Source organism: Kitasatospora sp. NPDC033851, assembly GCF_055576085.1.
Map to the genome: position 1 here is coordinate 269,118 of NZ_JBVIRL010000007.1, position 23,174 is coordinate 292,291.

Below are 23,174 nucleotides of genomic sequence, written 5' to 3' on the forward strand. Positions count from 1 at the left end.
ACGTGGCGCCCCCGTCGGTAGAGTGCGGCCATGAGTGATGGTGCGGTGCTGCACGTGCGGGGTCGGGTGCTGGTCGGCCCGGAGGACGTCCGGGACGAACTCTGGGTGGTGGACGGCCGGGTGAGCTTCACCCGTCCGCCGTCCGCCGGGGACGTGCGCACCGTGACCGGCTGGGTGCTGCCGGGCCTGGTGGACGCGCACTGCCACGTCGGACTGGACGCGCACGGCGCGGTGGACGCGCAGACCAGCGAGAAGCAGGCGCTCACCGACCGTGACGCGGGCACCCTGCTGATCCGCGACGCGGGCTCGGCGGCCGACACCCGGTGGATCGACGAGCGCGAGGACCTGCCCCGGATCATCCGCGCCGGGCGGCACATCGCCCGCACCCGCCGCTACATCCGCAACTACGCGCACGAGATCGAGCCCGGCGACCTGGCCGCGTACGTCCGGGCCGAGGCCCGGCGCGGGGACGGCTGGGTGAAGCTGGTCGGCGACTGGATCGACCGCGAGCGCGGCGACCTCACCGCCTGCTGGCCCGGCGACGCGCTGGCCGAGGCGATCGCGGCGGCGCACGAGGAGGGCGCGCGGGTCACCGCGCACTGCTTCTCCGCGGAGTCCCTGCCGGACCTGCTGGCGGCCGGGATCGACTGCGTCGAGCACGCCACCGGGCTGACCGAGGAGCTGATCCCGGTCTTCGCCGAGCGCGGCGTCGCCATCGTCCCGACCCTGGTCAACATCGCCACCTTCCCGGACCTCGCGGCCGGCGGCGAGGCCAAGTTCCCGGCCTGGTCCGCGCACATGCGGCGGCTGCACGAGCGCCGGTACGACACCGTGGGCGCCGCGCACGACGCGGGCATCCCGGTGTTCGTCGGCACGGACGCGGGCGGCTCGCTGGCACACGGGCTGGTCGCGGACGAGGTGGCGGAGCTGGTGAAGGCGGGGCTGAGTCCGGCCGAGGCGCTGTCGGCGGCGAGCTGGGGTGCGCGGCAGTGGCTGGGGCGGCCGGGCCTGGAGGAGGGCGCGCCGGCGGACTTCGTGGTGTACGCGGAGGACCCCCGGGCGGACGTCCGGGTGCTGGCGGACCCGCGTCTGGTGGTGCTGCGGGGGCGGCCGGTCGGCTGACGGTCGGCCCGGTTGGTCGGCCGTTGGTCGGCTGGTTCGTTGACCGGTTCGTTGAGCGTTTGTCCGGTTACTGTGAGGGTTGCTGTGAGGGCCGCGGGGAGGGCCCTCCGGCGGGCCCTTGATCACATGATCATCCGCTGAACGCCCTGTCGGTGTAGGCCGATAGGGTGGCGACCATGGCACCGCGTCCACTGAATGAGATCGTCGAGCCCGGCTGGGCCACCGCCCTGGAACCCGTCGCCGGACGGGTGGCCGCGATGGGCGACTTCCTGCGCACCGAGCTGGCCGCCGGCCGCACCTACCTGCCCTCCGGCCCGAACGTGCTGCGAGCCTTCCAGCAGCCCTTCGCCGACGTGCGGGTGCTGATCGTCGGGCAGGACCCGTACCCGACCCCCGGCCACGCCGTCGGGCTCAGCTTCTCGGTGGCGCCGGAGGTGCGGCCGATCCCGGCGAGCCTGATCAACATCTACCGGGAGTACGGCACCGACCTCGGCCTGCCGCAGCCGTCCAACGGCGACCTCACGCCGTGGACGCAGCAGGGCGTGCTGCTGCTCAACCGCGCGCTGACCACCGCGCCGGGCAAGCCCGCGGCGCACCGGGGCAAGGGCTGGGAGGACGTCACCGAGCAGGCGATCCGGGCGCTGGTGGCGCGCGGGGGGCCGCTGGTGGCGATCCTGTGGGGGGCCGATGCCCGCAGGCTGCGGCCGGGGCTCGGACAGGTCCCGGCGATCGAGTCGGCGCACCCGAGCCCGATGTCGGCCGACCGCGGCTTCTTCGGCTCGCGGCCGTTCAGCCGGGCGAACGAGCTGCTGGTGCGGCAGGGGGCGCAGCCGGTGGACTGGCGGCTGCCGTAGGGGTGCGGCCCCTCTAGCAGAGTCGGGTCAGCCCGGAACGTCAATCTCACTCCAACGGGTGAAATTACGTTCTGTGTTGCTGATGTGACGGATTGTTCGAGAAGACTGGCGGCTCATCGTTTCATCTGTGTGGGGGTACCGCCATGTCTTCTCGCCGAATCGCTTCCGCAACCGCCGTCGTGCTGGTGAGCACCGCCCTCACCGCCGGGCCCGTCCAAGCGGCCCCTGCCGCCCCTGCCGCTCCCGCCGCCCCGGCTGCCCCGGCTGCTTCGGCCGTCCCGTCCACCGCGTCCTCCCCGGGCAAGGCGCGCGCCGTCACCGCCGAACTCGCCCTGGACGTCAAGCTGTTGAACAACGCCGTGGACGTCCCGGTGAACATCGCGCTGAACAAGGTGGAGTCGCCGGCCCAGAGGGACGGCTCCGTACTCACCGCCACTGTGGACGGTGTCGACCAGCAGGGTCCGGTCACCCTGGTCAAGGCGGACGTCGGCAAGTCCGTGACCCGCGTCGACGCCAAGGGCGCCGCGGCCTCCGTCAAGCTGGTCAACGCCGACGTGCACGCCCCCGGCCTGCCCGCCACCGCGCTGCTCGGCCTGGAGGCCATGAGCGCCGAGGTGACCTGCCCGGTGGACGGGCCGCCGACGGCGGACGTGGTCGCGCCTGCCAAGCTGACCGTGCTCGGCAAGCCGGTCACCGTCGGCCTGTACGGGCCGACCAGGGTGGACGTGCCGCTGATCGGCAGCGTGTCGGTGGAGTTCTCCAAGAAGACCACCACCACGACCACCGCCGCCGCCTCGGCCCTGGAGGTGCAGGTGGAGGTGAACCCGCTGAACCTGAACGTCGCCAAGGTCACCGGGAAGGTCACCGTCGCCTCGGTGGGCTGCGAGAAGCCCACGGCGCCGTCGGCCGGCCCGTCCGCCGTGAACACCCCGAACACCCCGAGCACCGCGCCCACCGCCCAGCCGGTGGCCGATGCCACCACCTCGCGCGCCGCCGTCCCGCAGGCCGGGGCGGAGAGGTCCGTGCAGCCGGAACGGCTGGCCACCACCGGCGGCAGCAGCGCCACCGGCCCGCTGGCCGCCGGGGCCGCGGCCCTGGTCGCGGGCGGGGCGGCCGCACTGTGGGCCACCCGGCGCCGCCGGGCCGCGCACGCCCGCCGGCCCTGAGCCGGCGCGGTGTCGGGGCGGTGTCGTGGCGGTGTCGGGGCGCCAGGAACGCCGCAGTACCCGGGCACCGCAGGCACCGGAGGCACCGCGCGACGCGGGAGTGCCACCCCCGGCACTCCCGCACCGTGACCGTGCCAACGCGGACGGTTGGTTCACATGCGCGTTACATGAGAGGAACAACCGGGAAACGGCGGCTTGCGACGCTACGCGGGCACCCACCACCCAGTAACGCGAGGGACAAGCCGTGGCAATCAAGGCCGAGTACATCTGGATCGACGGCACCAAGCCGACCGCGAAGCTCCGTTCCAAGACTCGCGTCCTGCCGAACGCCGACAAGATCCCGACCTGGGGCTTCGACGGTTCCTCGACCAACCAGGCCGAGGGCCACGCCTCGGACCGCGTGCTGGACCCGGTGAAGGTCGTGCCGGACCCGATCCGTGGCGGCGACAACATCCTGGTCCTCTGCGAGGTCCTGGAGACGGACGGCACCCCGCACGAGTCCAACACCCGCGCGCTGCTCCGTGAGGTGCACGAGAAGTTCGCCGCTCAGGAGTCGATCTTCGGCATCGAGCAGGAGTACACCTTCTTCAAGGGCTCCCGCCCGCTCGGCTTCCCCGAGGGCGGCTTCCCGGCCCCGCAGGGCGGTTACTACTGCGGCGTCGGCGCCGAGGAGGTCTTCGGCCGCGAGATCGTCGAGCTGCACCTGGACCGCTGCATCGACGCCGGCCTCGCCATCTGCGGCATCAACGCCGAGGTCATGCCCGGCCAGTGGGAGTTCCAGATCGGCCCGGTCGACTCGCTGACCGTCTCCGACGACCTGTGGATCGCCCGCTACCTGCTCTACCGCACCGCCGAGGAGTTCGGCATCGACGCCACCCTCGACGCCAAGCCGGCCAGGGGCGACTGGAACGGCGCGGGCGCCCACACCAACTTCTCCACCCGGGCGATGCGCGAGGGCTACGACGCCATCATCACCGCCTGCGAGTCGCTCGGCGCCTCCCAGGAGAAGGTGCTGGAGCACGTCAGCCAGTACGGTGACGACATCCAGTCCCGCCTCACCGGCAAGCACGAGACCGCCCCGTGGAACGTCTACAGCTACGGCGTCTCCAACCGCGGTGCCTCCGTCCGCATCCCGTGGCAGGTCGAGGTGGAGCAGAAGGGCTACATCGAGGACCGCCGCCCGAACGCCAACATCGACCCCTACGTGGTCACCCGCCTCCTGATCAACACCTGCTGCGAGGCCCTGGAGAAGGCCGGCCAGGTCTGATCCACCGCCCCCGAGGCGCGCACGACGCCCGCAGGCCCTCCCCCGCCGGGGAGGGCCTGCGGGCGTTCGCGCGCTCGGGCGTCGGCGGGCTTCCCGGCTGCCGAGGCGTGGCACCCGGGGGTGGCTGGGGTGACGGTCGCAGGATCGTTGAACTCGGTTGGCCACTGTGACGCCCAGCACGGCCGGTACGCCCGGCATGCCCGGGGCGCGCGGCCGGAGGGCGGCGGCAGGCGGCAGGCGGCAGGCGGGCAGGCGGGCAGGCAAGCAGGGCCCGATCGTGACCGGCAAATCGCTGGTCAACCGCCCCCGCCGGACCGAGAATTCATGGCATGACCCAGCAGCCGCTACTCCTCCTCGACGTGGACGGACCGCTCAACCCCTTCGCCGCGCCGAAGCGGCGGCCGGACGGCTACGGCACCTACCGGCTGCTGCCCGGCTGGTGGGTCGCGAAGCAGGAGCGGCAGGCGGCCGCGCAGGCCAGGCTGGCGACGCGCGCGAAGCACGCGAAGCGCCCGGCCGGCCGGGTCAAGCCGCTGCGGGTGTGGCTGAACCCGGCGCACGGGCCCGAGTTGCTGGCGCTGCCGTACGAACTGGTGTGGGCCACCGGGTGGATGAGCGAGGCGAACACCCACATCGGGCCGCGCATCGGGCTGCCCGAACTCCCGTACATCCGCTGGACGGAGATGTTCGGCGAGGATCCGGACGGGCTGCACTGGAAGACCCGGGACGTGGTCGCCTGGGCGGCCGGGCGGCCGTTCGTCTGGGTGGACGACGAACTCGGCCCGCAGGACGCCGAGTGGATCGCGGCAAACCACCCGGGGCCGGCGCTCACCCTGCACGTCAACCCCCGCATAGGCCTGTTGGCCGACGACTTCGCGGCCCTGCGGGAGTGGGCGGCCGCCGCATGACCGGGCAGCCGCTGCTCCTCCTCGACGTGGACGGACCGCTCAACCCCTACGCCGCGCCCAAGACCCGTCGCCCGGAGGGCTACCGGACCCACCGGCTGCTCCCCGAGTCGTGGGTGGCCCGCCACGCGCCGCAGCCGCGCGGGCGGGTGAAGCCGCTGCGGGTGTGGCTGAACCCGGCGCACGGGCCGGAGCTGCTCGCGCTGCCGTACGAACTGGTGTGGGCGACCACCTGGATGGACGAGGCCAACACCTTCATCGGGCCGCGCATCGGGCTGCCCGAACTCCCTTACATCCCTTGGACGGAGATGTTCGGCGAGGATCCGGACGGGCTGCACTGGAAGACCCGGGACCTGGTCGCCTGGGCGGCCGGGCGGCCGTTCGTCTGGGTGGACGACGAACTCGGCCCGCAGGACATCGAATGGATCGCGGCGAACCACCCGGGACCGGCCGTGGCGCTCTGGATCGATCCCCGGTTCGGCCTGCGCGAGCTGCATTTCGAGGCGCTGCGGGAATGGGCGGAGGAGGAGCAGTGAGCGGTACCGGCATGCGCGTCGGGGGTGGCATCGGCACGGTCGAGCGGCTGCGGCGCTACCCCGTGAAGTCCCTGCTGGGGGAGGAGCTGGACGCGGCCGACATCACCGGCCGGGGGCTGGCCGGTGACCGGGAGCGCGCGCTGCTCGACCTGGCGACCGGGCGGGTGGCCAGCGCCAAGCACCCCCGGCTCTGGTCGGGCCTGCTCGGGTACGCGGCGGCGGCCACGGCGGACGGCGGCGTGGCGATCACCGGTCCGGACGGGCGCGGCGCGGACGAGGCGGAGCTGTCCGAGGCGCTCGGCCGCAAGGTTGCGCTGGTCGCCGAACGCCCACCCGGCGCGACGGTCGAGCGGGCCGTGCCGGAGGAGGTGCTGGCGCACGGCATCGCGGCCGAAGTCGACGTCACGGTCAACGAGTTGGGCCGCGCCGCGCCCGACGGCGGGTTCTTCGACTTCGCTCCGCTGCACCTGATCACCACCTCGACACTGCGCGCCACCGGCTCCGAGGCCGAGCGCTACCGGCCGAACCTGGTGATCCGAACCGAGGATGAGGGCTTCGTCGAGAACGCCTGGGTGGGGCGGGAGCTGGCCATCGGCCCGACGCTGCGCCTGCGCGTCCTGGCGGCCACCCCGCGCTGCGCCGTCCCCACCCTGCGGCACGGCCCGCTGCCCCGCCGTACCGAGGCCCTGCGCATCCCGGCCGAGCGGAACCGGGTGGTCCCGCTGGAGGGCATGCCGGAGCTGCCCTGCGCGGGGGTGTACGCACAGGTGCTGGTGCCCGGGCGGATCCGGACGGGCGACGACCTGAGGCTGGAGGGGCTCAGGCTGGAGGAGCGTGGCTGAAGGAGCTGAGGCTGAAAGGAGCGGGGCTGAACGAGCTCAGGTTGAACTGAGTACCGCCTCAAGGGCCTTGAGGAACCGGTCGGTGGTGTCCTGGTCCCGGACGGCGATCCGCAGCCACTCCTCGCCGAGCCCCGGGAAGGTGTCGCCGCGCCGGACGGCGAAGCCGTGCTCGCGCAGCCGCTCCCGGACGGCCGCCGCGTGCGGCAGCCGGACCAGCACGAAGGAGGCCGCCGGTTCTCCGTACATCCGCACCTGCGGGAAGGCGGCCAGGCCCTTCACCAGGTGGTCGCGCCAGAGGGCGAGTTCGGCGGCGGCCCGGTCCGCTTCGGCGAGCGCCGCCGGGCCGCTGCAGGCCTCGGCGGCGGCCAGCGCCGGGGTGGAGACCGGCCAGAGCGGCTGGGCGGCGGCGAGTTCGGCGATCAGTGGCGCGGGCCCGAGCACATAGCCGATGCGCAGCCCGGCCAGCCCCCAGGTCTTGGTGAGGCTGCGCAGGACGACGACCCGGCCGGGCAGGTCCCGCACGGAGGCGAGGGACTCCCGCTCGCCCGGCACGGTGTCCATGAACGCCTCGTCCACCACCAGGGTCCGCCCCGGCCGGGCGAGCGCGGCCACGGCCTCGGCCGGGTGCAGCACGGAGGTCGGGTTGGTCGGGTTGCCGAGGATGACCAGGTCCGCCTCCTCGGGGACGGCGCCGAGTCGGAACCCGTCCTCGGGGGAGAGCAGTACCCGGTGCACCCGGTGGCCGGCATCCCGCAGTGCCGCCTCCGGTTCGGTGAACTGCGGGTGTACGACGACGATGTGACGGGATGTCAGAGTGCGGGCCAGCAGGACGAAGGCCTCCGCCGCACCCGAGGTGAGCAGCACCTCCCCGACCGGGCGGGCGTGCCGGGCGGCCACCGCGGCGCGGGCGGTGCTCTGGTCGGGGTAGGCGGCGAGGTCGCCGAGGGTGGCCGCGAGGCGCTCGCGCAGCCAGGTCGGGGGCGTGCCGGTGCGGACGTTGACGGCGAGGTCCACCAGGCCGAGACCGTCGGCGCGGACCTCGGCGTCGCCGTGGTGGCGCAGGTCGGGTTCGGGGGCGGTCACGCGGGGTCTCCCTGGTGCTGAGTGGGGTGGGCGGAGGCGGTGGTGGCGCCGGCCGTGCCGTCGGCGGTGACGGCGGGCGGTCCGGGCAGGCGGTGGAGCTCGTACGGGCCGGGCGGCACGGTGAGTCCGGCGCCGTCGCCGAGGACGACCAGTGCGACGGTGTGTCCGTGGGCGGCGAGGTGCGCGGCGGCTCCGGCGGGGTCCAGGGGTGCCCCGGAGCCGTCCGCCGTCGTCCCGGCGGCGACGTCCACCGCGATCCGCCGGGTCGTCGGCCGGAGCAGCCCGGCCACCGCCTCGGCTGCTGCGAGCTTCTCGACCGCTGCGAGCGTCTCGAACGCCTCGGGTGTTCCCACTACCGCCGAGGCGCCGCGCAGTTCGGTGAGCGCGCCCGGCGTCGGCAGGTCGGGATCGCCTGACCCGAGGCCGACCAGGGCGAGCCGCCCGCGCAGCGTCGCCCGGGCGATCGCCACCGTAGTGGTCGCCGACTTCCGCTTGGCGACCACGAGCCGACCGCCCGGCGCGCCGGCCAGCGCCGCCGCCTCGGCGACGCTCGCCGTGCCGACGGCCGCCCCGACCACCGCGGACGGGTTCGGCACCGCCACCTCGGCCAGCTCCTCCGCCGGGTACTCGTCCACCGGCACCCCGCCGAGGCAGAACGCGGCCCAGCGCACCGCCGGGTGGTCCGCCTTGCCGGCCACCGTGGCCAGCCGGGCCACCGCCGAGCGGGCCAGGCCGGCCTCCTCGAGCGTGGCCGCCAGCAGCCGCATCGCCTCGGTCCGCCCGGCACCGCCGGTGGCGCCGATCCCGACGACGAGGGTGCGCGGGAGCACCAGCAGGTCGCCGTAACCCGGGTCCTCCCGGTCGGTGACCCGCAGGATCGGGGCGTCCTCGGGCAGGTCGGCTGTCTCGGGCGCGTCGGTCGCCTGGGCCGCCTCGGCCGGCTCGGCCCGGACCCCCGGGGGCGGCCCTGCCGGCGGCGCGTGGCCGGTGGGGACGGGGATGACACCGAGGGCGGCCGCCACCTCGACGGACAGCTCCTCCGCGGCGTCCCCGCCGGCCATCGGGATCACCCAGCGCCGCTGCGGGTCCACGCAGAGCAGAGCGCTGCCGCGCGGAAGGTCGACGAGGCCGCCGGTCAGCAGGGAGACGACGGTCGGGAGCGGGGCGACGGCGACCACGAACCGGTACCGGCGGAGGGCGAAGTCCAGGACGTCGGGCGGCTGGGAGCAGTTGCCGCGGTAGGCCTGGTGGACGTGGCTGCTCTCCGGCCAGCGCGCGTGCAACTCGTCGGCGAGCGGGCGGCCCGGCCCGTCGATGGCGACCAGTCCGATCACGTACCGCACTCCTTGCCGTTCCCGGCCCTCCGGCAGCGGGCCCCCGCGATCCCACCACGGGCGGCCGGAGGGGGTCAATCGCGGAGGGTGTGACGCGGCTCAAGCCCGTGCATACAGGGCCGTGCAGGGCCGTGCAGTCGGGCCCGACGGCCGAGGGGGAGACAGCTGTTCGTCTGTTCTTCACCTGTCTTGTGCCGTACACGACACCGGGGCGATCCTACTGTTCTCGGCGCTCCAGCCAGGCAGCCCGACGCACGGAGGACCCCATGGCCTTCGCACGACCCCGCACCCCCGGAACCCCCACCCCCCACCGCCCCCAGCGCAGACTCCGCACGGCCCGCCCGCTGACCGCCCTCGCCGCCGGGCTCGGCCTGATCGCCGGCTCGCTCGGCCTCTGGGCCGCGGGCGGCAGCGCGGCCGCCGACACCGCCCTCGCCGACACCGCCACCGGCCTGCCCGCGCCGGACCACGTGGTCGTCGTCGTCCTGGAGAACCACGCCTACTCGCAGGTCATCGGCAGCTCCAGCGCCCCGTACATCAACGGCACGCTGGTGGCCGGCGGCGCGCGGCTGACCCAGTCCCACGCGCTCACCCACCCCAGCCAGCCCAACTACTACATGCTGTTCTCCGGCAGCTCGCAGGGCATCGTCGACGACAGCTGCGTGGACGTCGGCGCGCTGCAGGGGCCCAACCTGGCCTCCGAACTGCTCGCCGCCGGCCAGACCTGGGCCAGCTACAACGAGGGCCTGCCCGCCCAGGGCGCCACCGACTGCCGCGTCGACAACTACGCGCAGAAGCACAACCCGTGGTTCGGCTTCGGCAACGTGCCCACCGACAGCGCCTACGGCATGGACGCGTTCCCGGCCGACTACAGCACCCTGCCCAAGGTCTCCTTCGTCGTCCCGGACCTCTGCGACGACATGCACGACTGCTCCGTCGGCACCGGCGACTCCTGGCTGCAGAGCAACCTCGACGCCTACGCGCAGTGGGCGAAGAGCCACAACAGCCTGCTCGTCGTCACCTTCGACGAGGACAACAGGCTGTCCGGCAACCGCATCCCGACCCTGGTCTACGGCGCCCACGTCGCCCCCGGCAGCAGCACCGCCACCACCTACAACCACTACGACGTGCTGCACACCCTGGAGGACCTGGCCGGCCTCGACGCCCACGCGGGCAACTCGGCCGGCGCCGTCGACATCACCGGCATCTGGAACTGACGCCCGTGTACGTCGCGGACTCCCGCAGCTCGAAGGCGCCCGCCGCACCGGCCACCGGCCCGGTGCGGCGGGGCGCCGTCCCCGGCACGGTGCTCGCCCTCGGCACCGTCAGCCTGGTCACCGACATCTCCTCCGAGATGGTCACCGCCGTCCTCCCCCTCTACCTGCTCACCGGGCTCGGCCTCTCCCCACTCGGCTTCGGCCTGCTCGACGGCATCCAGAACGGCTTCAGCGCCCTTGTCCGCCTCGTCGGCGGCCACCTCGCCGACCGCCGGGGCCGCGACGGCGCCGCCCGGCACAAGGCCGTCGCGGCCGTCGGGTACGGACTCTCCGCGCTCTGCCGGCCGCTGCTGCTGCTCGTCCACACCGTGCCGCTGATCGGCGCGGTGATCGCCGTCGACCGCACCGGCAAGGGCCTGCGCACCGCACCCCGGGACGCGATGATCTCGCTCGCCACCGAACCCGCCCACCGCGGACGGGCGTTCGGCGTACACCGGGCGATGGACACGGCCGGCGCCCTGCTCGGACCGCTCACCGCCTTCCTGGTGCTGCGGCTCGCCGGCGGCCCGCTGCTCGCCGACGGCGGCGAACGGCACGGCTACGACGCGGTGTTCACGGTCAGCTCCTGCGTCGCCGCCCTGGGCGTCCTGATCCTGCTGCTGTTCGTGCCGAACCGGCAGCGATCCGACGATCCGTCAACTATGGCTCCCTCGCTGCGTGACAGCCTCACCCTGCTGCGCCTGCCCGGGCTCCGGCGGCTCGCCCTCTGCGCCGTCCTGCTCGGGCTGACCACCGTCAGCGACTCCTTCCTCTACCTGCTCATCCAGCGCCGGCTGGGCCTGTCCGTCACCCTCTTCCCGCTGCTGCCGCTCGGCACCGCCGCCGCCTTCCTGCTGCTCGCCGTCCCGCTCGGCGCGCTCGCCGACCGGATCGGCCGCCACCGGCTCTTCCTCGCCGGACACGGCGTGCTGCTGCTCGCGTACGGGCTGCTGCTCTCGCCGCTGCGCGGACTGCCGGCGGTGATCTGCGTCCTGGTGCTGCACGGCGCGTTCTACGCGGCCACCGACGGCGTGCTCGCCGCCGCGGCCGCCGACGCCGTACCGGCCGAGCAGCGCGGCGCCGGGCTCGCCCTGGTCGGCACCGGGCAGGCGCTGTCCCGGTTCGCCTGCTCGCTGCTGTTCGGCGCGCTGTGGGGCGCGGTCGGCGGCCCGGCGGCGCTGGGCTGGTCGACGGGGGCGCTGGCGCTGTGCGTGCTCGGCGCGGCGGCGGTGCTGCGCCCGTCCGAACCGCTGACCGTGGCCGACGGCGGACCTGCCGGACCTGCTGCTGACTGCGATGCCGCACCCGTCGCCGCCGAGGAGAGCTCGTGAACCTGCCGAACCGGACCAGGATGATCATCCTGCTGGTCGCCGTCGTGCTGCTCGGCGCGGTCGGCACCGGGGCCGTCCTGCACGCGGCCGGCCGCACCGCCCGCCGGGACCAGGTCCAGCCCGGTGGGCCGTCCGTCGAGTCGGGCGCCGTCTCCCTCCAGGTGCCCGGCAGTGGACGCCGGTTGCTGTTCCGCAACATGGCCTGGGGTCCGCACCGGGACGAGATCACCACCGTCCCCGCCGACCGCCCCGACGGCCCGCGCACCGCCTCCGGCGTCCAGTGCCTGCGCTTCCACGCCGCCGCCGGCACCGGCATCTGCCTGCAGGCCCAGCGCGGCGCGCTGGAGGACACCTACCGGGCCGTCATCCTCGACGACCACCTGCGCGAGCGGCGTTCCTTCCCGGCCGCCGGCATCCCCACCCGCTCCCGGGTCTCACCGTCCGGGCACCTCGCCGCCTGGACGGTCTTCGTCAGCGGCGACTCCTACGCGGGCAGCGACTTCTCCACCCGCACCTCGATCGTGGACGTCCGGGACTGGAACCTCCGGGAGAACCTGGAGGACTTCGCGGTCATCCTGGACGGCCACCCGTACCAGGCGCACGACACCAACATCTGGGGCGTCACCTTCGCCGACGACAACACCTTCTACGCCACCGTCGCCGGCTCCGGGCAGACCCACCTCGTCCGCGGCGACCTCACCGCCCGCACCCTCACCGCCCTGCACGACAACGTCGAGTGCCCCTCGCTCTCCCCGGACGGCACCCGCATCGCGTACAAGAAGCGCGTCCCCGGCCTCCCCGCCGACGTACCCTGGCGGCTGTACGTCCTCGACCTCGCCACCATGACCGAGACCGCCACCGCCGAGCAGCGCAACATCGACGACCAGGCGCTCTGGGACGGCAACGGCACCCTGGTCTACGCCCTGCCCGGCGACTACGGCGCCGACCTGTGGACCGTGCCGGCCGACGGCTCGGGCAGCCCGCAGTCACTCACCAAGGCCGCCGTGGCCCCCGCCTACCTGGGCTGAGGAACTCTCGGATACGGTCCCACGTCGAGCACAGTGCGACGTCCTGATCGAATGTCCGGATCGAACGTCCTGACCGATGGGGAGCGAGCAACCATGGACGGCATCCCACCCGAGCGCATGGTGACCGACTCCTGGCCCGCCCTGCACGGCCGCCCCGTCCTGCGGCGCACCGTCGCCGTCGGGCTGGTGCTGTGCGTGTCCGTCGCCGCCGCCCTCGTGGTGCGCGGCGTCAACGCGCTCACCGTCGGCCGCACCGGCCACGAGACCGACCGCGACCGCGCCGAACGCCTGGCCGGCCTCCACCCCTCCCAGCACCCGGGCGTCGGCCGGTACTACGTCCCGGTCGGCGCCGTCTACACCCACACCTCCGACGGCGCCCCCGTCGCCTACCTCCACTACCGCCTCGGCGGCGGCAAGGCCCCGGGCGTCGGCGACTTCCTCAGCGCCTACGACCTCCCCGCCCCCGGCCCGGCCGCCCCCCTCCCGCCCGACCTCGTCGCCGCCCTCGGCGGCGACGAGCCGGCCGAGGCCCCGGAACTCCCCGACGGGCCGATCAGCTCCCCCGCCCCGACCTTCTCCCCGTCGGCCGTCCCCTCCGCTTCTCCGTCCCCTTCGGCCTCCCCCGCTCCCGCCGAGGACACGCCCGTCCTGGCCCCCGATGGCGATGCCGATAGCGATGGCGATGGCGACGCCGGCCTGGAGGCAGCTCCGGAAGCTGCCCCAGAAGCCGCTCCCGAAGCAACCCCCGAGGCGACCCCCGACGACGAGCCCGTCGTCACCACCCCCGTCCCCACCCTGACTCCAGCCCCCACCCCGACGCCCACCCACACCCCCACCGCCCGCCGCATCTACGTGGCCGCCATCCCCGGCGGCCTCTCCGGCGCCGCCGACATCTACATCCGCGCCACCGGCTGACCTCGCCGCCGGGCATGCCGAAGCCCCGCCGGTGCGCGGCGGGGCCTGGACGGTTCGGGTGGCGGCGTCAGCCGGACAGGCCGGGGACGGCGGCGATGGTGACGGGGTGGCCCATGGTGCTGATGCGCCAGGTGGCGAGGGCCTGGTAGGCGGGGGAGTGGTACCAGCCGTGGGCGTCGGCCTCGGTGGGGAACTCGAGGATGGCGGTCTTGGTGTAGGCGGTGTCTCCCTCCAGCCGGGCCGGGGCGGCGAAGGCGAGCAGGCGGCCCTGGTGGGGCTCCATGGTGGCGCCGACATTGGCGAGGTAGTGGCCGAGGTCGGCGTCGGGGGTGCTGTCGGTGCGGGTGATGACGATGTAGTGCATGGCGTACTCCGTGCGGTCGTGGTCAGCGGGTGGCAGAAACGACAGGGATGGCAGTGGTGGCAGGAGCGAGAGGAGCGACAGGGTTGGCGGGCGTGGTGGGGGCGGTGACGGCCTTGGGCCGCCGGGCGGGGGCCTGACCCGCGAACATGGCGCCGAGGGCGAGCGTCAGGCCGAGGAGCTGCCACCCGGTGAGGGTCTGGCCGAGGACGACGAGACCGCCCACGGTCGCGACCACCGGGTTGATCAGGCCGAGGAACGAGGTCGGTCCGGCGCCCAGCCGCTCGATGCCGCGGAACCAGAGGATGTAGCCGAGGGCGGTGCTGAAGAGGCCGAGATAGGCGAAGCCGGCCAGGTTGGCGGCGCTCAGGGCGGGCGGTGCGCCCTCGACGAGCGCCGCGAGCGGCACCAGGAAGACCGAGCCGGCGAGGAGCTGCCAGGCGGTGAGGTCGAGCAGGGTGGCGCCCTCAGGGCGGCCCCAGCGGCGGGTGAGGACGGTGCCCGTGGCCATCAGCGCGATGGCGGTGACCATCGCGGCGATCCCGACACCGTCCAGCCGGGCGCCGCTCTTGAGCACCAGGAGGGCGACGCCGCCGACTCCGATCAGTCCCGCGAGCAGTGCGCGCCGTCCGGGCCGTACGCCGAGGACGCCGATGGAGAGCCCGGCGACGAGCAGTGGCTGGATCGCCCCGATGGTGGCCGCGACCCCGCCGGGCAGGCGGTACGCGCCGACGAAGGTGAGCGGGAAGAACAGCCCGATGTTGAGCATCCCGAGCACGGCCGCGCGCCCCCACCAGGCGCCCTTGGGCAGTTTGCGGCCGATCAGCAGGAGCAGCAGTCCGGCCGGCAGGGCGCGCAGTGCCGCGAGCAGCAGCGGGCGGCCTTCGGGCAGCAGCTGGGTGGTGACCAGGTAGGTCGTGCCCCAGGCGGCCGGGGCGAGTGCGGCGGTGGCGGCGATTGCTGCGCGCTTGCGGTCCATGACGGCCATCCCCTGAACGTTGATTATCTGAACGTTGAGATAAGTTCTACGCCCCCAGGTAGGTGAACGTCAAGTATGTGAAGGCTAAGATATTTGGACGGGGGTCCGCGAAGCAGAACCAGGAAGGCGGCACACCATGGAGCAGCGCGACACCGTCGACGACATCGTCGAGCAGTGGGCGAGGACCCGTCCCGACCTCAACCCGAGGGCACTGGCCCTGATCGGCCGGCTGCGGCGACTCAACGTCCGGGTCGACGCCGCCCTGCGCGAGTACTTCACCTCCTGCGGCCTGGACTCCTCCGAGTTCGACGTCCTGGCCACCCTGCGGCGCTCCGGCGAGCCCTACGAGCTCAACGCCCGCGCCCTTCTCAAGTCCGCCATGGTCACCTCCGGCGCCATCACCAACCGGGTCGACCGGCTGGTGGCCAAGGGCCTGGTCGAGCGCAACCCCTGCCCCGACGACCGCCGCGCCGTCCTCGTCCGCCTCACCCCGGCCGGCAAGGAGCTGATCGACGGCGCCCTGGCCGGCCACGTCCGCAACGAGGAACGCATCCTCGCCGCGCTCGACGACGACGAGCGCACCCAGCTCGACGGCCTGCTGCGCAAGCTCCTCATCGCGCACGGGGACACCGAACCCCTCCTCGGCTGAGCGGCGACTCCGGTCGACGCGGGGGAGGGCCGGCGGGGAAGGATCGACGGGGAGCGTGACGCGGAGGCGGGCGTGTCCAGCGCCCGCCCGTCCGCGTTGACTCCGGCGGAACCGCACCCGCGGACCCTGCGGAACCGCACCGGAGGAGAAGCGCCGCGCCGACCCCCGGCGCGGCACCTTCGGCAGCGGCGCCTGACGGGCTGCCCGGCCGTACGTGCCGCCCGGCTGTACGAAAGGCTCAGGCGGACGCGCCGCTCAGCGGTACGCGACCAGCGCGTACCGCTCGTCGCACACCGGGCCACCCCACAGCTCGTCGTCCCCGCTGAGCGGCTCGACCCGCAGCTCGGCCACCAATGGTCGTACGGCACCGGCGAGTTCGTCCGCCCCGATGCCGCCGCTCCACGGCAGCCGCTCCGCCCCGGCCGCGTAGGGTGCCACGGCCTGCCCGGCCTCGCGCCACCGGCCCTCGATCAGGACCAGCCGGCCGCCCGGGCGCAGCAGCCCCACCCAGGCGCGGAGGGCCCGCTCGGGCTCGGGCAGCGTCCAGATCAGGTGGCGCGACAACAGGACGTCGAAACCCTCGCCCCCGACCGGCGGTGCCGCCGCATCACCCACCAGGAACCGGCCCGGCAGCCCCGCCGCCGCGAGCTTCGCCCGCGCCCGCTCGACCATGCGCGGTGCCAGGTCCACCCCGGCCACCCGGTGCCCGTCCGCCGCGAGCAGCGACGACAGCGAGCCCGTGCCGCACCCCATATCGAGCACGTCGCAGGCCTCACCCGGCACCCACCCCCGAACCCGCCGCACCCACGCCGCCCGGACGGAGGCGTCCCGCAACCCGTGGTCGGGCTCCTCGTCGAAGGCCTCGGCGGCCGCGTCCCAGTACTCGGCGATGTCGGGGCCGGAGCCGGAGCCGGGGTCGGAGGCGGGCCCGCTGGAGTCGTCGGAGTCGCTCATGCCGGGCATTGTCCCCACCGCCACTGACACCGGCCGTACCGCTGCTCACCAGGCCGCTCCCCGGCGACGACCACGGCGAGGTGGTCGAGCCGTGAGCCCCAAGCGCGGTGACGACGTCCCGTCGCCGCCCATCGGTGACGAGTGGCGGCTGCGGATCGGTACGAGCGAGGCCGCCAAGGGCTGGAGTGCGAGGTGACCGCAGGGGGGCGGGTGCGTTACCTGGTGGACGAGGCGGGCCGGGCCGTGCATGTCGTCTACGCCTCGTCCCGGCATCCGAAGGACACTGACGCGTAGTCCGGGCGGCCCGGTCCGCGCCGTCTCCGGTGCCTTGCGGCGCCCTCAGGCCGTCGCGTCCAGGGCCGGCGGCTGCCAGTCGTAGATCGGGGCGGAGCGGCGGAGGAGGGCGCGGGCGGGGAGGAGGCCAGCGAGGGTGAGGGCGGTGGTGCGGAGGAGGGTGGCGACGGGGGTGCGGAGGGCGACGAGGTCGCCGATGCGGCGGGAGCCGGTGACGATGGCGGTGGTGCGGGGGAGGCGGGTGGCGGTGTAGGCGGGGAGGGCGGTGGCGGGGTCCGTGGACGGGGTCAGCAGGGAGGCGAGGACGACGGCGTCCTCGATGGCCTGGCAGGCGCCCTGGCCCTGGAAGGGGCACATCGCGTGGGCGGCGTCGCCGAGGAGGGCGACCCGGCCCTGGTGGTGGGCGGGCAGCGGGTCGGCGAGGTCCCAGACGTCGTGGCGCAGGACGCGCTCCGGCTCGGCGAGCGCGAGGAGTTGGGGTACGGGCGCGCACCAGGTGCCGTACCGGCGCAGGAGTTCGGCCTTCTCGTCGCCGTCGGCGGCGCGGGCGCCGGCCGGGGCGAGGGCGGCGCCGTACACGTAGACGCGGCCGTCGGCGAGCGGGACGATCCCGGCGAGCTGTCCGCGTCCCCAGATCTCGCCGGCGGCGTCCGGTCGGCGGGTGGGGGTGACGATGGTGCGCCAGGTGGTGAAGCCGCTGTAGCGGGGGCCGGGGTGCTGGGGGAAGAGCAGGCCGCGGGTGGCGGATCGGATGCCGTCGGCGGCGACGACCAGCCCGGCGGGCCGGTCGCCGTCCGGGGTCCGGACGACGGCGGGTTCGGTGGCGCTGCCGGGGGTGACGAGCGAGGCGGGCGAGTCGGTGCGGACGGTGCCGTCCGGGAGGGCGTCGACCAGGGCGGCGATGACATCGGCGCGGGCGACGGCGGCGATCGGGTCGCCGAATTGGGCCTCGAAGGTGGCGGTGTCGGTGCGGGCGAGCCAGCGGCCGGAGGGGTGGCGCAGGCCGATGGCGGGGTGCGGGGTGGCGAGGGCGCGCAGGCGTTCGCCGACGCCGAGCCGGTCGAGGGCGCGCAGGGCGTTGGGGGCGAGGGCGAGTCCGGCGCCGACGGGTTCGAGCGAGGCGGCGCGTTCGTGGACGGCCACGGGGATGCCCTGCCGGTGGAGGGCGAGGGCGGCGGTGAGCCCGCCGATGCCGCCGCCGATGACGATCGCCTGGTGCCTGTCCATGGGTGGGCTCCTCATCTCGCACTACGGCTGTAGTTAGCGCTGCCCGCACACCGTACTACGGATGTAGTGCCGCAGACTACTGCCGTAGTAGGTTGGGACGCCCGAGGAGAAAGGCCATGATCGGACCCATGACGCCCCCGCGCCCGACCCTGATCGCCGACGCAGCCATCGCCCTGATCGCCGAACGCGGCCTGCGCGGGCTGACCCACCGCGCCGTGGACGAGGAGGCCGGGCTGCCCGCCGGCTCGACCTCCAACCTCGCTCGGACCAGGGCCGCCCTGCTCGAGGTCGCGCTCACCCGGATCGTCGAGCGGGAGACCCGGGAGCACCCCGTCCTCACCGGTGAGCCGCCGGCCGACACCCCGCCGCGCGAGCTGCTCGTACGGGTCGCCGCCGATCTGCTGTTCCAGGCGCTCACCACCGGACGCCGGCTCACCCTGGCCCGGCTCGAACTCGCCCTGGAAGCCACCAGGCGGCCCGAACTGCGCGCCGTCTACGACCGGTTGGGCGCGCGCTTCGCCGACGCCGCCGCCGTCCTGCTCGCCCGGTGCGGCTCGACCGACCCGGCAGCCGACGCCCGACGGCTGGTCCGCTGGTGCGACGGCGTGCTGTTCAACGCGACGGCCGGCAGCGGGCACTGGCGCACGCCGATGCCGGAGGAACTGCGCGACGATGCGGCGCGCTACCTCGACGCGCTGCTCACGGCGGCAGAGTAGGAGCCCGGGGGAGAGGCCCGGGTCGTCCCGCTTATACTCCGTTACTCCGTGTGCTCGATCGGCCAAGGGGGAGACATGAGCGTGGTCAGCCTCGTCGCACCGGTGTTCCTCCTGCTCGTGCTGCTGGTGGTGCGGGTGGTGACACTTCCGCTGCTGCTGTGGCTTCAACGGGCGACGCGCCAACGGGCGGCGGCGGCCGTGGGTGCGGGCGCCCCGGTCAGTCGGGTGCCGTTCATCGCCGCGCCGCTGGTGGGGCTCGTCTGCGCGGCAGGGCTGGATGCCCTGTTGTTCCTCGGCGACACCGACACCCTCCGGATGCTGCGGGAGCCGATCGACACCGACAACGTGCGCTACCTGAGCAGGGAGGCGCACCTGGCCCTCCACACGGCGAGGCTCTGGTACCTCGTTCCCGTGATCTCGGCCCTGGTGCTCTGGCTGCTGTTCTGGTTCCTGACCCAGCGCAACCTGCTGACCGTCCGCATGCCGGAGCAGGTCCGGTCGGCACGTGCCACCTGGCGCCGGGTCCTCGGCCTGCTCGCCCTGCGCGCGGTGATCGGCGTGTTCGCCCTGCCGTACTGGCTGGTCTTCGCCGTGCTGCTGTTCCAGATCGGTGCGGCCGTCACCAGCAGGCGGCACGAGCCGGTCGTCACCAGGTCGAACACCGCCGCACCGGCCACCCCTGCGCCGAACGCGGCCGCGACCACCCCGGCGCCGCAGGCGTACGTTCCGACGCAGCACGTTCCGGCCGCCCCGCCGGTGCCGCAGTTCGCGCCGCCCGTGTCACCTGCGCCGCCCGTATCACCTGCCCCGCCCGTGGCCCACGGTCCACTCCGTGTCCACGAGCCCCGCACGATCGGCGGCTACCAGCTCCTCGGCCGGATCGGCTCCGGCGGGATGGGCACGGTCTACCTCGCCCAGCGCCAGGGCTCCGCCACCCAGGTCGCCCTGAAGACCATCAACCTCGAACTCCTCGACGACGCCGAGCTGTTGCGCCGCTTCCAGCGTGAGTCCGAGGTGCTGGCCATGATGCCCGGCGCCTACACCGCCCGGGTGCTCGACGCGGGCGTGGATGCCGGACGTCCGTACCTGGCCATGGAGTTGCTGGACGGCCGCCCGCTGGACGTCCACTTGCGGGAGCAGGGGCCGATCCGCTCCGCCGAGGCGCTCCGCGCGCTCGCGCTGGCGCTGGCCGTGGCGCTGTCCGGGGTGCACCGGCTCGGGCTGATCCACCGGGACCTCAAGCCGGCCAACATCATGCTGACCACGGCCGGCCCGCGCCTGCTGGACTTCGGCATCGCGGCGATCGTGGACGGCACCCGGCTCACCGCCACCGGCGGCGGGCCCGGCACCCTGACGTACATGGCGCCGGAGCAGTTCGGCGATGAGCGGGTCGGTACGGCCGCCGACGTGTGGGCCTGGGCGTGCTGCGTGGTGTGCGCGGCGCACGGGGCCAGCCCGTTCGCGGCGACCAGCACCGGCGCGGTGATCCGCCGGATCGTGGACACCGGGCCCGAACCGACCGCGCTGGCGGCGGTCCGGGCTCTCGACCCGGCGCTCGCCGCCGTCGTCACCCGCGCGCTGGCCATCGACCCGGCGCAGCGCCCGGCGGACGGCGCCGCCCTGCTGGCAGTGCTGGAGGCGGCCCAGCCGACGACGCCGGACCCCGTGGCCGTCGACGACCAGATCACCCGGGGTTGGCGGACCCTGGTCCTGTAGCGGCTCTGCCCGCGACCGTCACCCGGGGCGGATGGGCGCGGGCGGTCACCCGGGGCGGATGGGCGCGGGCAGTCAGCCGCGGGCGGACACCCGCGCGAGGATCAGCTCGGCGCACTCGTCCGCCGAGGTCCGGGAGCTGTCCACCACCAGGTCGTACGCGACCCCCTCGTGCACCGCTTCCGCCTGCGCGGCGGCCATCCCGGCCACCCGGTCGCCGCGCGCGGCCTCCCGGGCCGCGGCCACCGCCGGGTCGCAGCGCACGCCGACCCAGAGCACGTCCAGGCCCTCCAGCGCCGCCCGCCAGCGGGCCTGCGAGGCGGTGGTGCCGAGGAACACCTCGTCCACCACGATCCGGGCGCCGGCCCGGGCCATCGCCGCCACCCCGACCGTCCAGGCGGCGTCCAGCGCGGCGAAGGCCGGCCCGACCTCGACCGTGCCGGTCCCGTCCTCCAGGCCGCCGATGCCCTCCCCGCCGCTGCGCAGCGAGGGCGGCAGGGCGCCGACCATGGTGTCCGCGCCGAGGTGCAGCCACGGCTGCGGCAGCAGTTCCTGCAGACGGTGGGCGATGCTGGATTTGCCGGAGCTGGAGCCGCCGTTGAGGACGATCACATGCATGCGCGCATCCTACGCAGTCGCCCCCTACACGGCGGCCGCCCCGCGCGGAGTGCCGTCGTAGGCCGCCGCCGCGGCCGCGAAGGACGCTGCCAGCGCCGGCGCCCCCGCCCAGTGCAGGTGCAGGTAGGAGGCGTGCACCCGGCCCGCGGCGAAGCCCTCCGTGCGGGGCCCGGTCGGCAGGCGCCAGCCCCAGGCGGGGTGTTCGCCCGCGCCCGGTTCGCACACCGTCCGGTGGAACTCGTGCCCGCGCACCCGGGTGCCGGCCGCCGCGAGCGGTGAGTCGTGCAGGGCGACGGCCTCCCGGTAGCCGAGGGTGAGGCGCTCGGTCATCCGGGCCTCGGTGTCGAGCACGCCGCACATCGGCAGGCCGTCCAACTCCCGCCCCAGGTAGAGCAGTCCGGCGCACTCGGCGGCGATCGGCCCGCCCGACGCGGCGAAGGAGGCGATCGCCGAGCGCAGTTCGGTGTTCCCGCTCAACTCCCGTACGTACAGCTCCGGGAAGCCGCCGCCGATGACCAGCCCGGCGGTTCCCGCCGGTAGGGCCGTGGCGTGCAGCGGGTCGAACGGGACCACCTCCGCCCCGGCCGCGCCGAGCAGTTCGGCGTTCTCGGCGTACGAGAAGGAGAACGCCGGGCCGCCCGCCACCGCGATCCGCGGCCGACCGGCCACCGGGGTGACCTCGGCCGACGGGTCCCACGGCTCGGCGTCCACATCGGGTGCCGTGCGGGCGAGTTCCAGCAGCGCGTCCAGGTCGACGGAGGAGCCGACCAGCTCGCCCATGTCGGCGACCGCCTTCAGCGCCTCCGCCGAGCGCTCCACCGCGGGGATCAGCCCGAGGTGGCGGGACGGCGTGGCGACCGCCGCCGAGCGGCGCAGCGCGCCCAGCACCGGCACGCCGGAGCCCTCCTCCAGGGCCTCGCGCAGCAGGTGCTCGTGCCGGTCGGAGGCGACCCGGTTGAGGATCACCCCGGCGAGCCGCACCTGCGGGTCCCAGGAGGCGAAGCCGTGCACCAGCGCGGCCACCGAGCGGGACTGCGAGGAGCCGTCCACCACCAGCACCACCGGTGCCCGCAGCAGTTTGGCGACGTGCGCGGTGGACGCCAACTCCCCGCGCCCGGAAGCCCCGTCGAACAGGCCCATGACGCCCTCGACCACCGCGACGTCCGCGCCCGCCGCGCCGTGCAGGAACAGCGGCGCGATCCGCTCGGGACCGCACATGAAGGCGTCGAGGTTGCGGCCCGGGCGCCCGGCGGCGAGCGCGTGGTAGCCCGGGTCGATGTAGTCGGGGCCGACCTTGTGCGGGGACACCGCCAGCCCGCGCGCGGCGAGTGCCGCGATCAGGCCGGTGGCGACGGTGGTCTTGCCGGCGCCGGAGGAGGGCGCGGCGATGACGAGGCGGGGGACGGTGCTCAACGGTCTACCACTCGATACCGCGCTGGCCCTTGCGGCCGGCGTCCATGGGGTGCTTCACCTTGGTCATCTCGGTGACCAGGTCGGCGAAACCGGTCAGCGCCTCGGGCGCGTACCGGCCGGTGATGACGACGTGCTGGCTGCCCGGGCGGTCCTTGAGCACGGCCACCACCTCGTCGGCGTCGATCCACCCCCAGTGCATCGGGTAGGTGAACTCGTCGAGCACGTAGAAGCGGTAGGTCTCGGCCGCGAGGTCGCGCTTGACCTGCTCCCAGCCCTCCTTGGCCGCCTCCTCGCTGGTCATCTCCTGTTCGGCGGAGCGCTGGATCCAGGACCAGCCGGAGCCCATCTTGTGCCAGTCGACGGTGCCGCCCTCGCCGGAGGCGCCGAGCACGCGCAGCGCGTTCTCCTCGCCGACCTTCCACTTGGCGGACTTCACGAACTGGAACACCCCGACCGGCCAGCCCTGGTTCCAGGCCCGCAGCGCCATGCCGAAGGCGGCCGTGGACTTGCCCTTGCCGGGGCCGGTGTGCACGGCGGTGATCGGCTGCGTACGGCGCTGACGGGTCGTCAGGCCGTCGTCGGGAACGCTCTCGGGGACGCCCTTGGGCATG

General features: G+C 74.4%; 23 protein-coding genes. 14 read left to right on the top strand and 9 right to left on the bottom strand.

Annotation, left to right across the window (positions count from 1 at the left end; all coding sequences use genetic code 11):
* The first annotated feature begins 30 nt into the window (after window positions 1-30).
* From ACZ51D_RS16680 to ACZ51D_RS16710, 7 genes are all read left to right on the top strand, one after another.
* Window positions 31-1,122 (top strand): amidohydrolase family protein, encoded by a 1,092-nt coding sequence (locus ACZ51D_RS16680; protein WP_360499538.1) that lies wholly within the window; start codon window positions 31-33, stop codon window positions 1,120-1,122.
* A gap of 176 nt (window positions 1,123-1,298) precedes the next feature.
* Complete coding sequence (locus ACZ51D_RS16685) at window positions 1,299-1,976, top strand: uracil-DNA glycosylase (RefSeq protein WP_360499540.1); 678 nt, start codon at window positions 1,299-1,301, stop codon at window positions 1,974-1,976.
* Between the two features lie 143 nt (window positions 1,977-2,119).
* Window positions 2,120-3,142, top strand: coding sequence for an SCO1860 family LAETG-anchored protein (locus tag ACZ51D_RS16690; protein ID WP_465662635.1), 1,023 nt, complete (start codon window positions 2,120-2,122; stop codon window positions 3,140-3,142).
* A 244-nt stretch (window positions 3,143-3,386) separates the two neighbouring features.
* Window positions 3,387-4,409 (top strand): glutamine synthetase, encoded by a 1,023-nt coding sequence (glnII, locus tag ACZ51D_RS16695; RefSeq protein WP_360499544.1) that lies wholly within the window; start codon window positions 3,387-3,389, stop codon window positions 4,407-4,409.
* 329 nt (window positions 4,410-4,738) lie between these two features.
* Window positions 4,739-5,317 carry a hypothetical protein gene (locus tag ACZ51D_RS16700; protein WP_465621059.1) on the top strand — a complete coding sequence of 193 codons (579 nt, stop codon included), beginning with the start codon at window positions 4,739-4,741 and terminating at the stop codon, window positions 5,315-5,317.
* A complete protein-coding gene (locus ACZ51D_RS16705; RefSeq protein ID WP_360499547.1) occupies window positions 5,314-5,850 on the top strand; it encodes a hypothetical protein in 537 nt (178 codons plus the stop codon). The genes ACZ51D_RS16700 and ACZ51D_RS16705 overlap by 4 nt, the downstream gene beginning before the upstream one ends.
* A complete protein-coding gene (locus ACZ51D_RS16710; RefSeq protein WP_465621061.1) occupies window positions 5,847-6,692 on the top strand; it encodes an MOSC domain-containing protein in 846 nt (281 codons plus the stop codon). The genes ACZ51D_RS16705 and ACZ51D_RS16710 overlap by 4 nt, the downstream gene beginning before the upstream one ends.
* Before the next feature lie 36 nt (window positions 6,693-6,728).
* On the opposite strand, the gene cobC is transcribed toward ACZ51D_RS16710, so the two are convergent.
* Together cobC and ACZ51D_RS16720 are read right to left on the bottom strand one after the other, a co-directional pair.
* Entirely contained in the window at window positions 6,729-7,775 is a 1,047-nt protein-coding gene (gene cobC / locus ACZ51D_RS16715) for an Rv2231c family pyridoxal phosphate-dependent protein CobC (RefSeq protein WP_465662636.1), read from the bottom strand.
* On the bottom strand, window positions 7,772-9,109 hold the full coding sequence (locus tag ACZ51D_RS16720) for a cobalamin biosynthesis protein (RefSeq protein WP_465662638.1): 1,338 nt from the start codon (window positions 9,107-9,109) through the stop codon (window positions 7,772-7,774). Before ACZ51D_RS16720 ends, cobC begins: the two co-directional genes overlap by 4 nt.
* A 266-nt stretch (window positions 9,110-9,375) precedes the next feature.
* Between ACZ51D_RS16720 and ACZ51D_RS16725 the strand changes: the two genes are divergently transcribed.
* The 4 genes from ACZ51D_RS16725 (at window position 9,376) to ACZ51D_RS16740 (ending at window position 13,639) form a co-directional block, all read left to right on the top strand.
* Window positions 9,376-10,326, top strand: coding sequence for an alkaline phosphatase family protein (locus ACZ51D_RS16725; RefSeq protein ID WP_360499555.1), 951 nt, complete (start codon window positions 9,376-9,378; stop codon window positions 10,324-10,326).
* Between the two features lie 5 nt (window positions 10,327-10,331).
* Window positions 10,332-11,696 (top strand): MFS transporter, encoded by a 1,365-nt coding sequence (locus ACZ51D_RS16730; protein WP_465662640.1) that lies wholly within the window; start codon window positions 10,332-10,334, stop codon window positions 11,694-11,696.
* 20 nt (window positions 11,697-11,716) lie between these two features.
* Entirely contained in the window at window positions 11,717-12,724 is a 1,008-nt protein-coding gene (locus ACZ51D_RS16735) for a TolB family protein (protein WP_465662687.1), read from the top strand.
* A gap of 93 nt (window positions 12,725-12,817) precedes the next feature.
* Complete coding sequence (locus ACZ51D_RS16740) at window positions 12,818-13,639, top strand: hypothetical protein (protein ID WP_465621066.1); 822 nt, start codon at window positions 12,818-12,820, stop codon at window positions 13,637-13,639.
* Window positions 13,640-13,706: 67 nt separating this feature from the next.
* Here the strand turns inward: ACZ51D_RS16740 and ACZ51D_RS16745 are convergent, their stop codons facing one another.
* Both ACZ51D_RS16745 and ACZ51D_RS16750 read right to left on the bottom strand, forming a co-directional pair.
* A complete protein-coding gene (locus tag ACZ51D_RS16745) occupies window positions 13,707-14,003 on the bottom strand; it encodes a DUF1330 domain-containing protein (protein ID WP_465662641.1) in 297 nt (98 codons plus the stop codon).
* 22 nt (window positions 14,004-14,025) lie between these two features.
* On the bottom strand, window positions 14,026-14,979 hold the full coding sequence (locus tag ACZ51D_RS16750) for an EamA family transporter (RefSeq protein WP_465621069.1): 954 nt from the start codon (window positions 14,977-14,979) through the stop codon (window positions 14,026-14,028).
* Window positions 14,980-15,115: 136 nt separating this feature from the next.
* On the opposite strand from ACZ51D_RS16750, the gene ACZ51D_RS16755 reads away from it, so the two are divergent.
* Window positions 15,116-15,628, top strand: a complete 513-nt coding sequence (locus ACZ51D_RS16755; RefSeq protein WP_465621071.1) for a MarR family winged helix-turn-helix transcriptional regulator — start codon at window positions 15,116-15,118, stop codon at window positions 15,626-15,628.
* Window positions 15,629-15,883: 255 nt separating this feature from the next.
* Here the strand turns inward: ACZ51D_RS16755 and ACZ51D_RS16760 are convergent, their stop codons facing one another.
* Together ACZ51D_RS16760 and ACZ51D_RS16765 are read right to left on the bottom strand one after the other, a co-directional pair.
* Window positions 15,884-16,582 carry a class I SAM-dependent methyltransferase gene (locus tag ACZ51D_RS16760; RefSeq protein WP_465662643.1) on the bottom strand — a complete coding sequence of 233 codons (699 nt, stop codon included), beginning with the start codon at window positions 16,580-16,582 and terminating at the stop codon, window positions 15,884-15,886.
* Window positions 16,583-16,921: 339 nt separating this feature from the next.
* Window positions 16,922-18,103, bottom strand: a complete 1,182-nt coding sequence (locus ACZ51D_RS16765; protein ID WP_465662644.1) for an FAD-dependent monooxygenase — start codon at window positions 18,101-18,103, stop codon at window positions 16,922-16,924.
* Between the two features lie 116 nt (window positions 18,104-18,219).
* On the opposite strand from ACZ51D_RS16765, the gene ACZ51D_RS16770 reads away from it, so the two are divergent.
* Window positions 18,220-18,819: a TetR/AcrR family transcriptional regulator gene (locus tag ACZ51D_RS16770; protein ID WP_465621077.1), complete on the top strand. Its 600-nt coding sequence runs from the start codon at window positions 18,220-18,222 to the stop codon at window positions 18,817-18,819.
* A gap of 75 nt (window positions 18,820-18,894) precedes the next feature.
* Window positions 18,895-20,535: a serine/threonine-protein kinase gene (locus tag ACZ51D_RS16775; protein ID WP_465621078.1), complete on the top strand. Its 1,641-nt coding sequence runs from the start codon at window positions 18,895-18,897 to the stop codon at window positions 20,533-20,535.
* 72 nt (window positions 20,536-20,607) lie between these two features.
* Here the strand turns inward: ACZ51D_RS16775 and cpt are convergent, their stop codons facing one another.
* From cpt to cobO, 3 genes are read right to left on the bottom strand one after another with little or no spacing between them, the layout of a single operon-like run.
* The gene (cpt, locus tag ACZ51D_RS16780) at window positions 20,608-21,144 is read right to left on the bottom strand and encodes a chloramphenicol phosphotransferase CPT (RefSeq protein ID WP_465662689.1); all 537 of its coding nucleotides are present in this window, start codon (window positions 21,142-21,144) and stop codon (window positions 20,608-20,610) included.
* A gap of 30 nt (window positions 21,145-21,174) precedes the next feature.
* Window positions 21,175-22,563 (bottom strand): cobyrinate a,c-diamide synthase, encoded by a 1,389-nt coding sequence (locus ACZ51D_RS16785; RefSeq protein WP_465621080.1) that lies wholly within the window; start codon window positions 22,561-22,563, stop codon window positions 21,175-21,177.
* A 4-nt stretch (window positions 22,564-22,567) separates the two neighbouring features.
* On the bottom strand, window positions 22,568-23,173 hold the full coding sequence (gene cobO, locus ACZ51D_RS16790; RefSeq protein WP_360499581.1) for a cob(I)yrinic acid a,c-diamide adenosyltransferase: 606 nt from the start codon (window positions 23,171-23,173) through the stop codon (window positions 22,568-22,570).
* Window position 23,174: the final 1 nt, after the last annotated feature.

What these genes read in the sequence shown, in the direction of transcription:
- ACZ51D_RS16735 (WP_465662687.1), top strand. Translation starts at nt 11,717, where the DNA reads ATGATCATCCTGCTGGTCGCCGTCGTGCTGCTCGGCGCGGTCGGCACC.
- ACZ51D_RS16680 (WP_360499538.1), top strand. Translation starts at nt 31, where the DNA reads ATGAGTGATGGTGCGGTGCTGCACGTGCGGGGTCGGGTGCTGGTCGGC.
- ACZ51D_RS16765 (WP_465662644.1), bottom strand. Translation starts at nt 18,103, where the DNA reads ATGGACAGGCACCAGGCGATCGTCATCGGCGGCGGCATCGGCGGGCTC.
- ACZ51D_RS16755 (WP_465621071.1), top strand. Translation starts at nt 15,116, where the DNA reads ATGGAGCAGCGCGACACCGTCGACGACATCGTCGAGCAGTGGGCGAGG.
- ACZ51D_RS16700 (WP_465621059.1), top strand. Translation starts at nt 4,739, where the DNA reads ATGACCCAGCAGCCGCTACTCCTCCTCGACGTGGACGGACCGCTCAAC.
- ACZ51D_RS16750 (WP_465621069.1), bottom strand. Translation starts at nt 14,979, where the DNA reads ATGGACCGCAAGCGCGCAGCAATCGCCGCCACCGCCGCACTCGCCCCG.
- ACZ51D_RS16770 (WP_465621077.1), top strand. Translation starts at nt 18,220, where the DNA reads ATGATCGGACCCATGACGCCCCCGCGCCCGACCCTGATCGCCGACGCA.
- ACZ51D_RS16705 (WP_360499547.1), top strand. Translation starts at nt 5,314, where the DNA reads ATGACCGGGCAGCCGCTGCTCCTCCTCGACGTGGACGGACCGCTCAAC.
- ACZ51D_RS16775 (WP_465621078.1), top strand. Translation starts at nt 18,895, where the DNA reads ATGAGCGTGGTCAGCCTCGTCGCACCGGTGTTCCTCCTGCTCGTGCTG.
- ACZ51D_RS16740 (WP_465621066.1), top strand. Translation starts at nt 12,818, where the DNA reads ATGGACGGCATCCCACCCGAGCGCATGGTGACCGACTCCTGGCCCGCC.
- cobO (WP_360499581.1), bottom strand. Translation starts at nt 23,173, where the DNA reads ATGCCCAAGGGCGTCCCCGAGAGCGTTCCCGACGACGGCCTGACGACC.
- ACZ51D_RS16760 (WP_465662643.1), bottom strand. Translation starts at nt 16,582, where the DNA reads ATGAGCGACTCCGACGACTCCAGCGGGCCCGCCTCCGACCCCGGCTCC.
- ACZ51D_RS16725 (WP_360499555.1), top strand. Translation starts at nt 9,376, where the DNA reads ATGGCCTTCGCACGACCCCGCACCCCCGGAACCCCCACCCCCCACCGC.
- ACZ51D_RS16690 (WP_465662635.1), top strand. Translation starts at nt 2,120, where the DNA reads ATGTCTTCTCGCCGAATCGCTTCCGCAACCGCCGTCGTGCTGGTGAGC.
- ACZ51D_RS16745 (WP_465662641.1), bottom strand. Translation starts at nt 14,003, where the DNA reads ATGCACTACATCGTCATCACCCGCACCGACAGCACCCCCGACGCCGAC.
- ACZ51D_RS16685 (WP_360499540.1), top strand. Translation starts at nt 1,299, where the DNA reads ATGGCACCGCGTCCACTGAATGAGATCGTCGAGCCCGGCTGGGCCACC.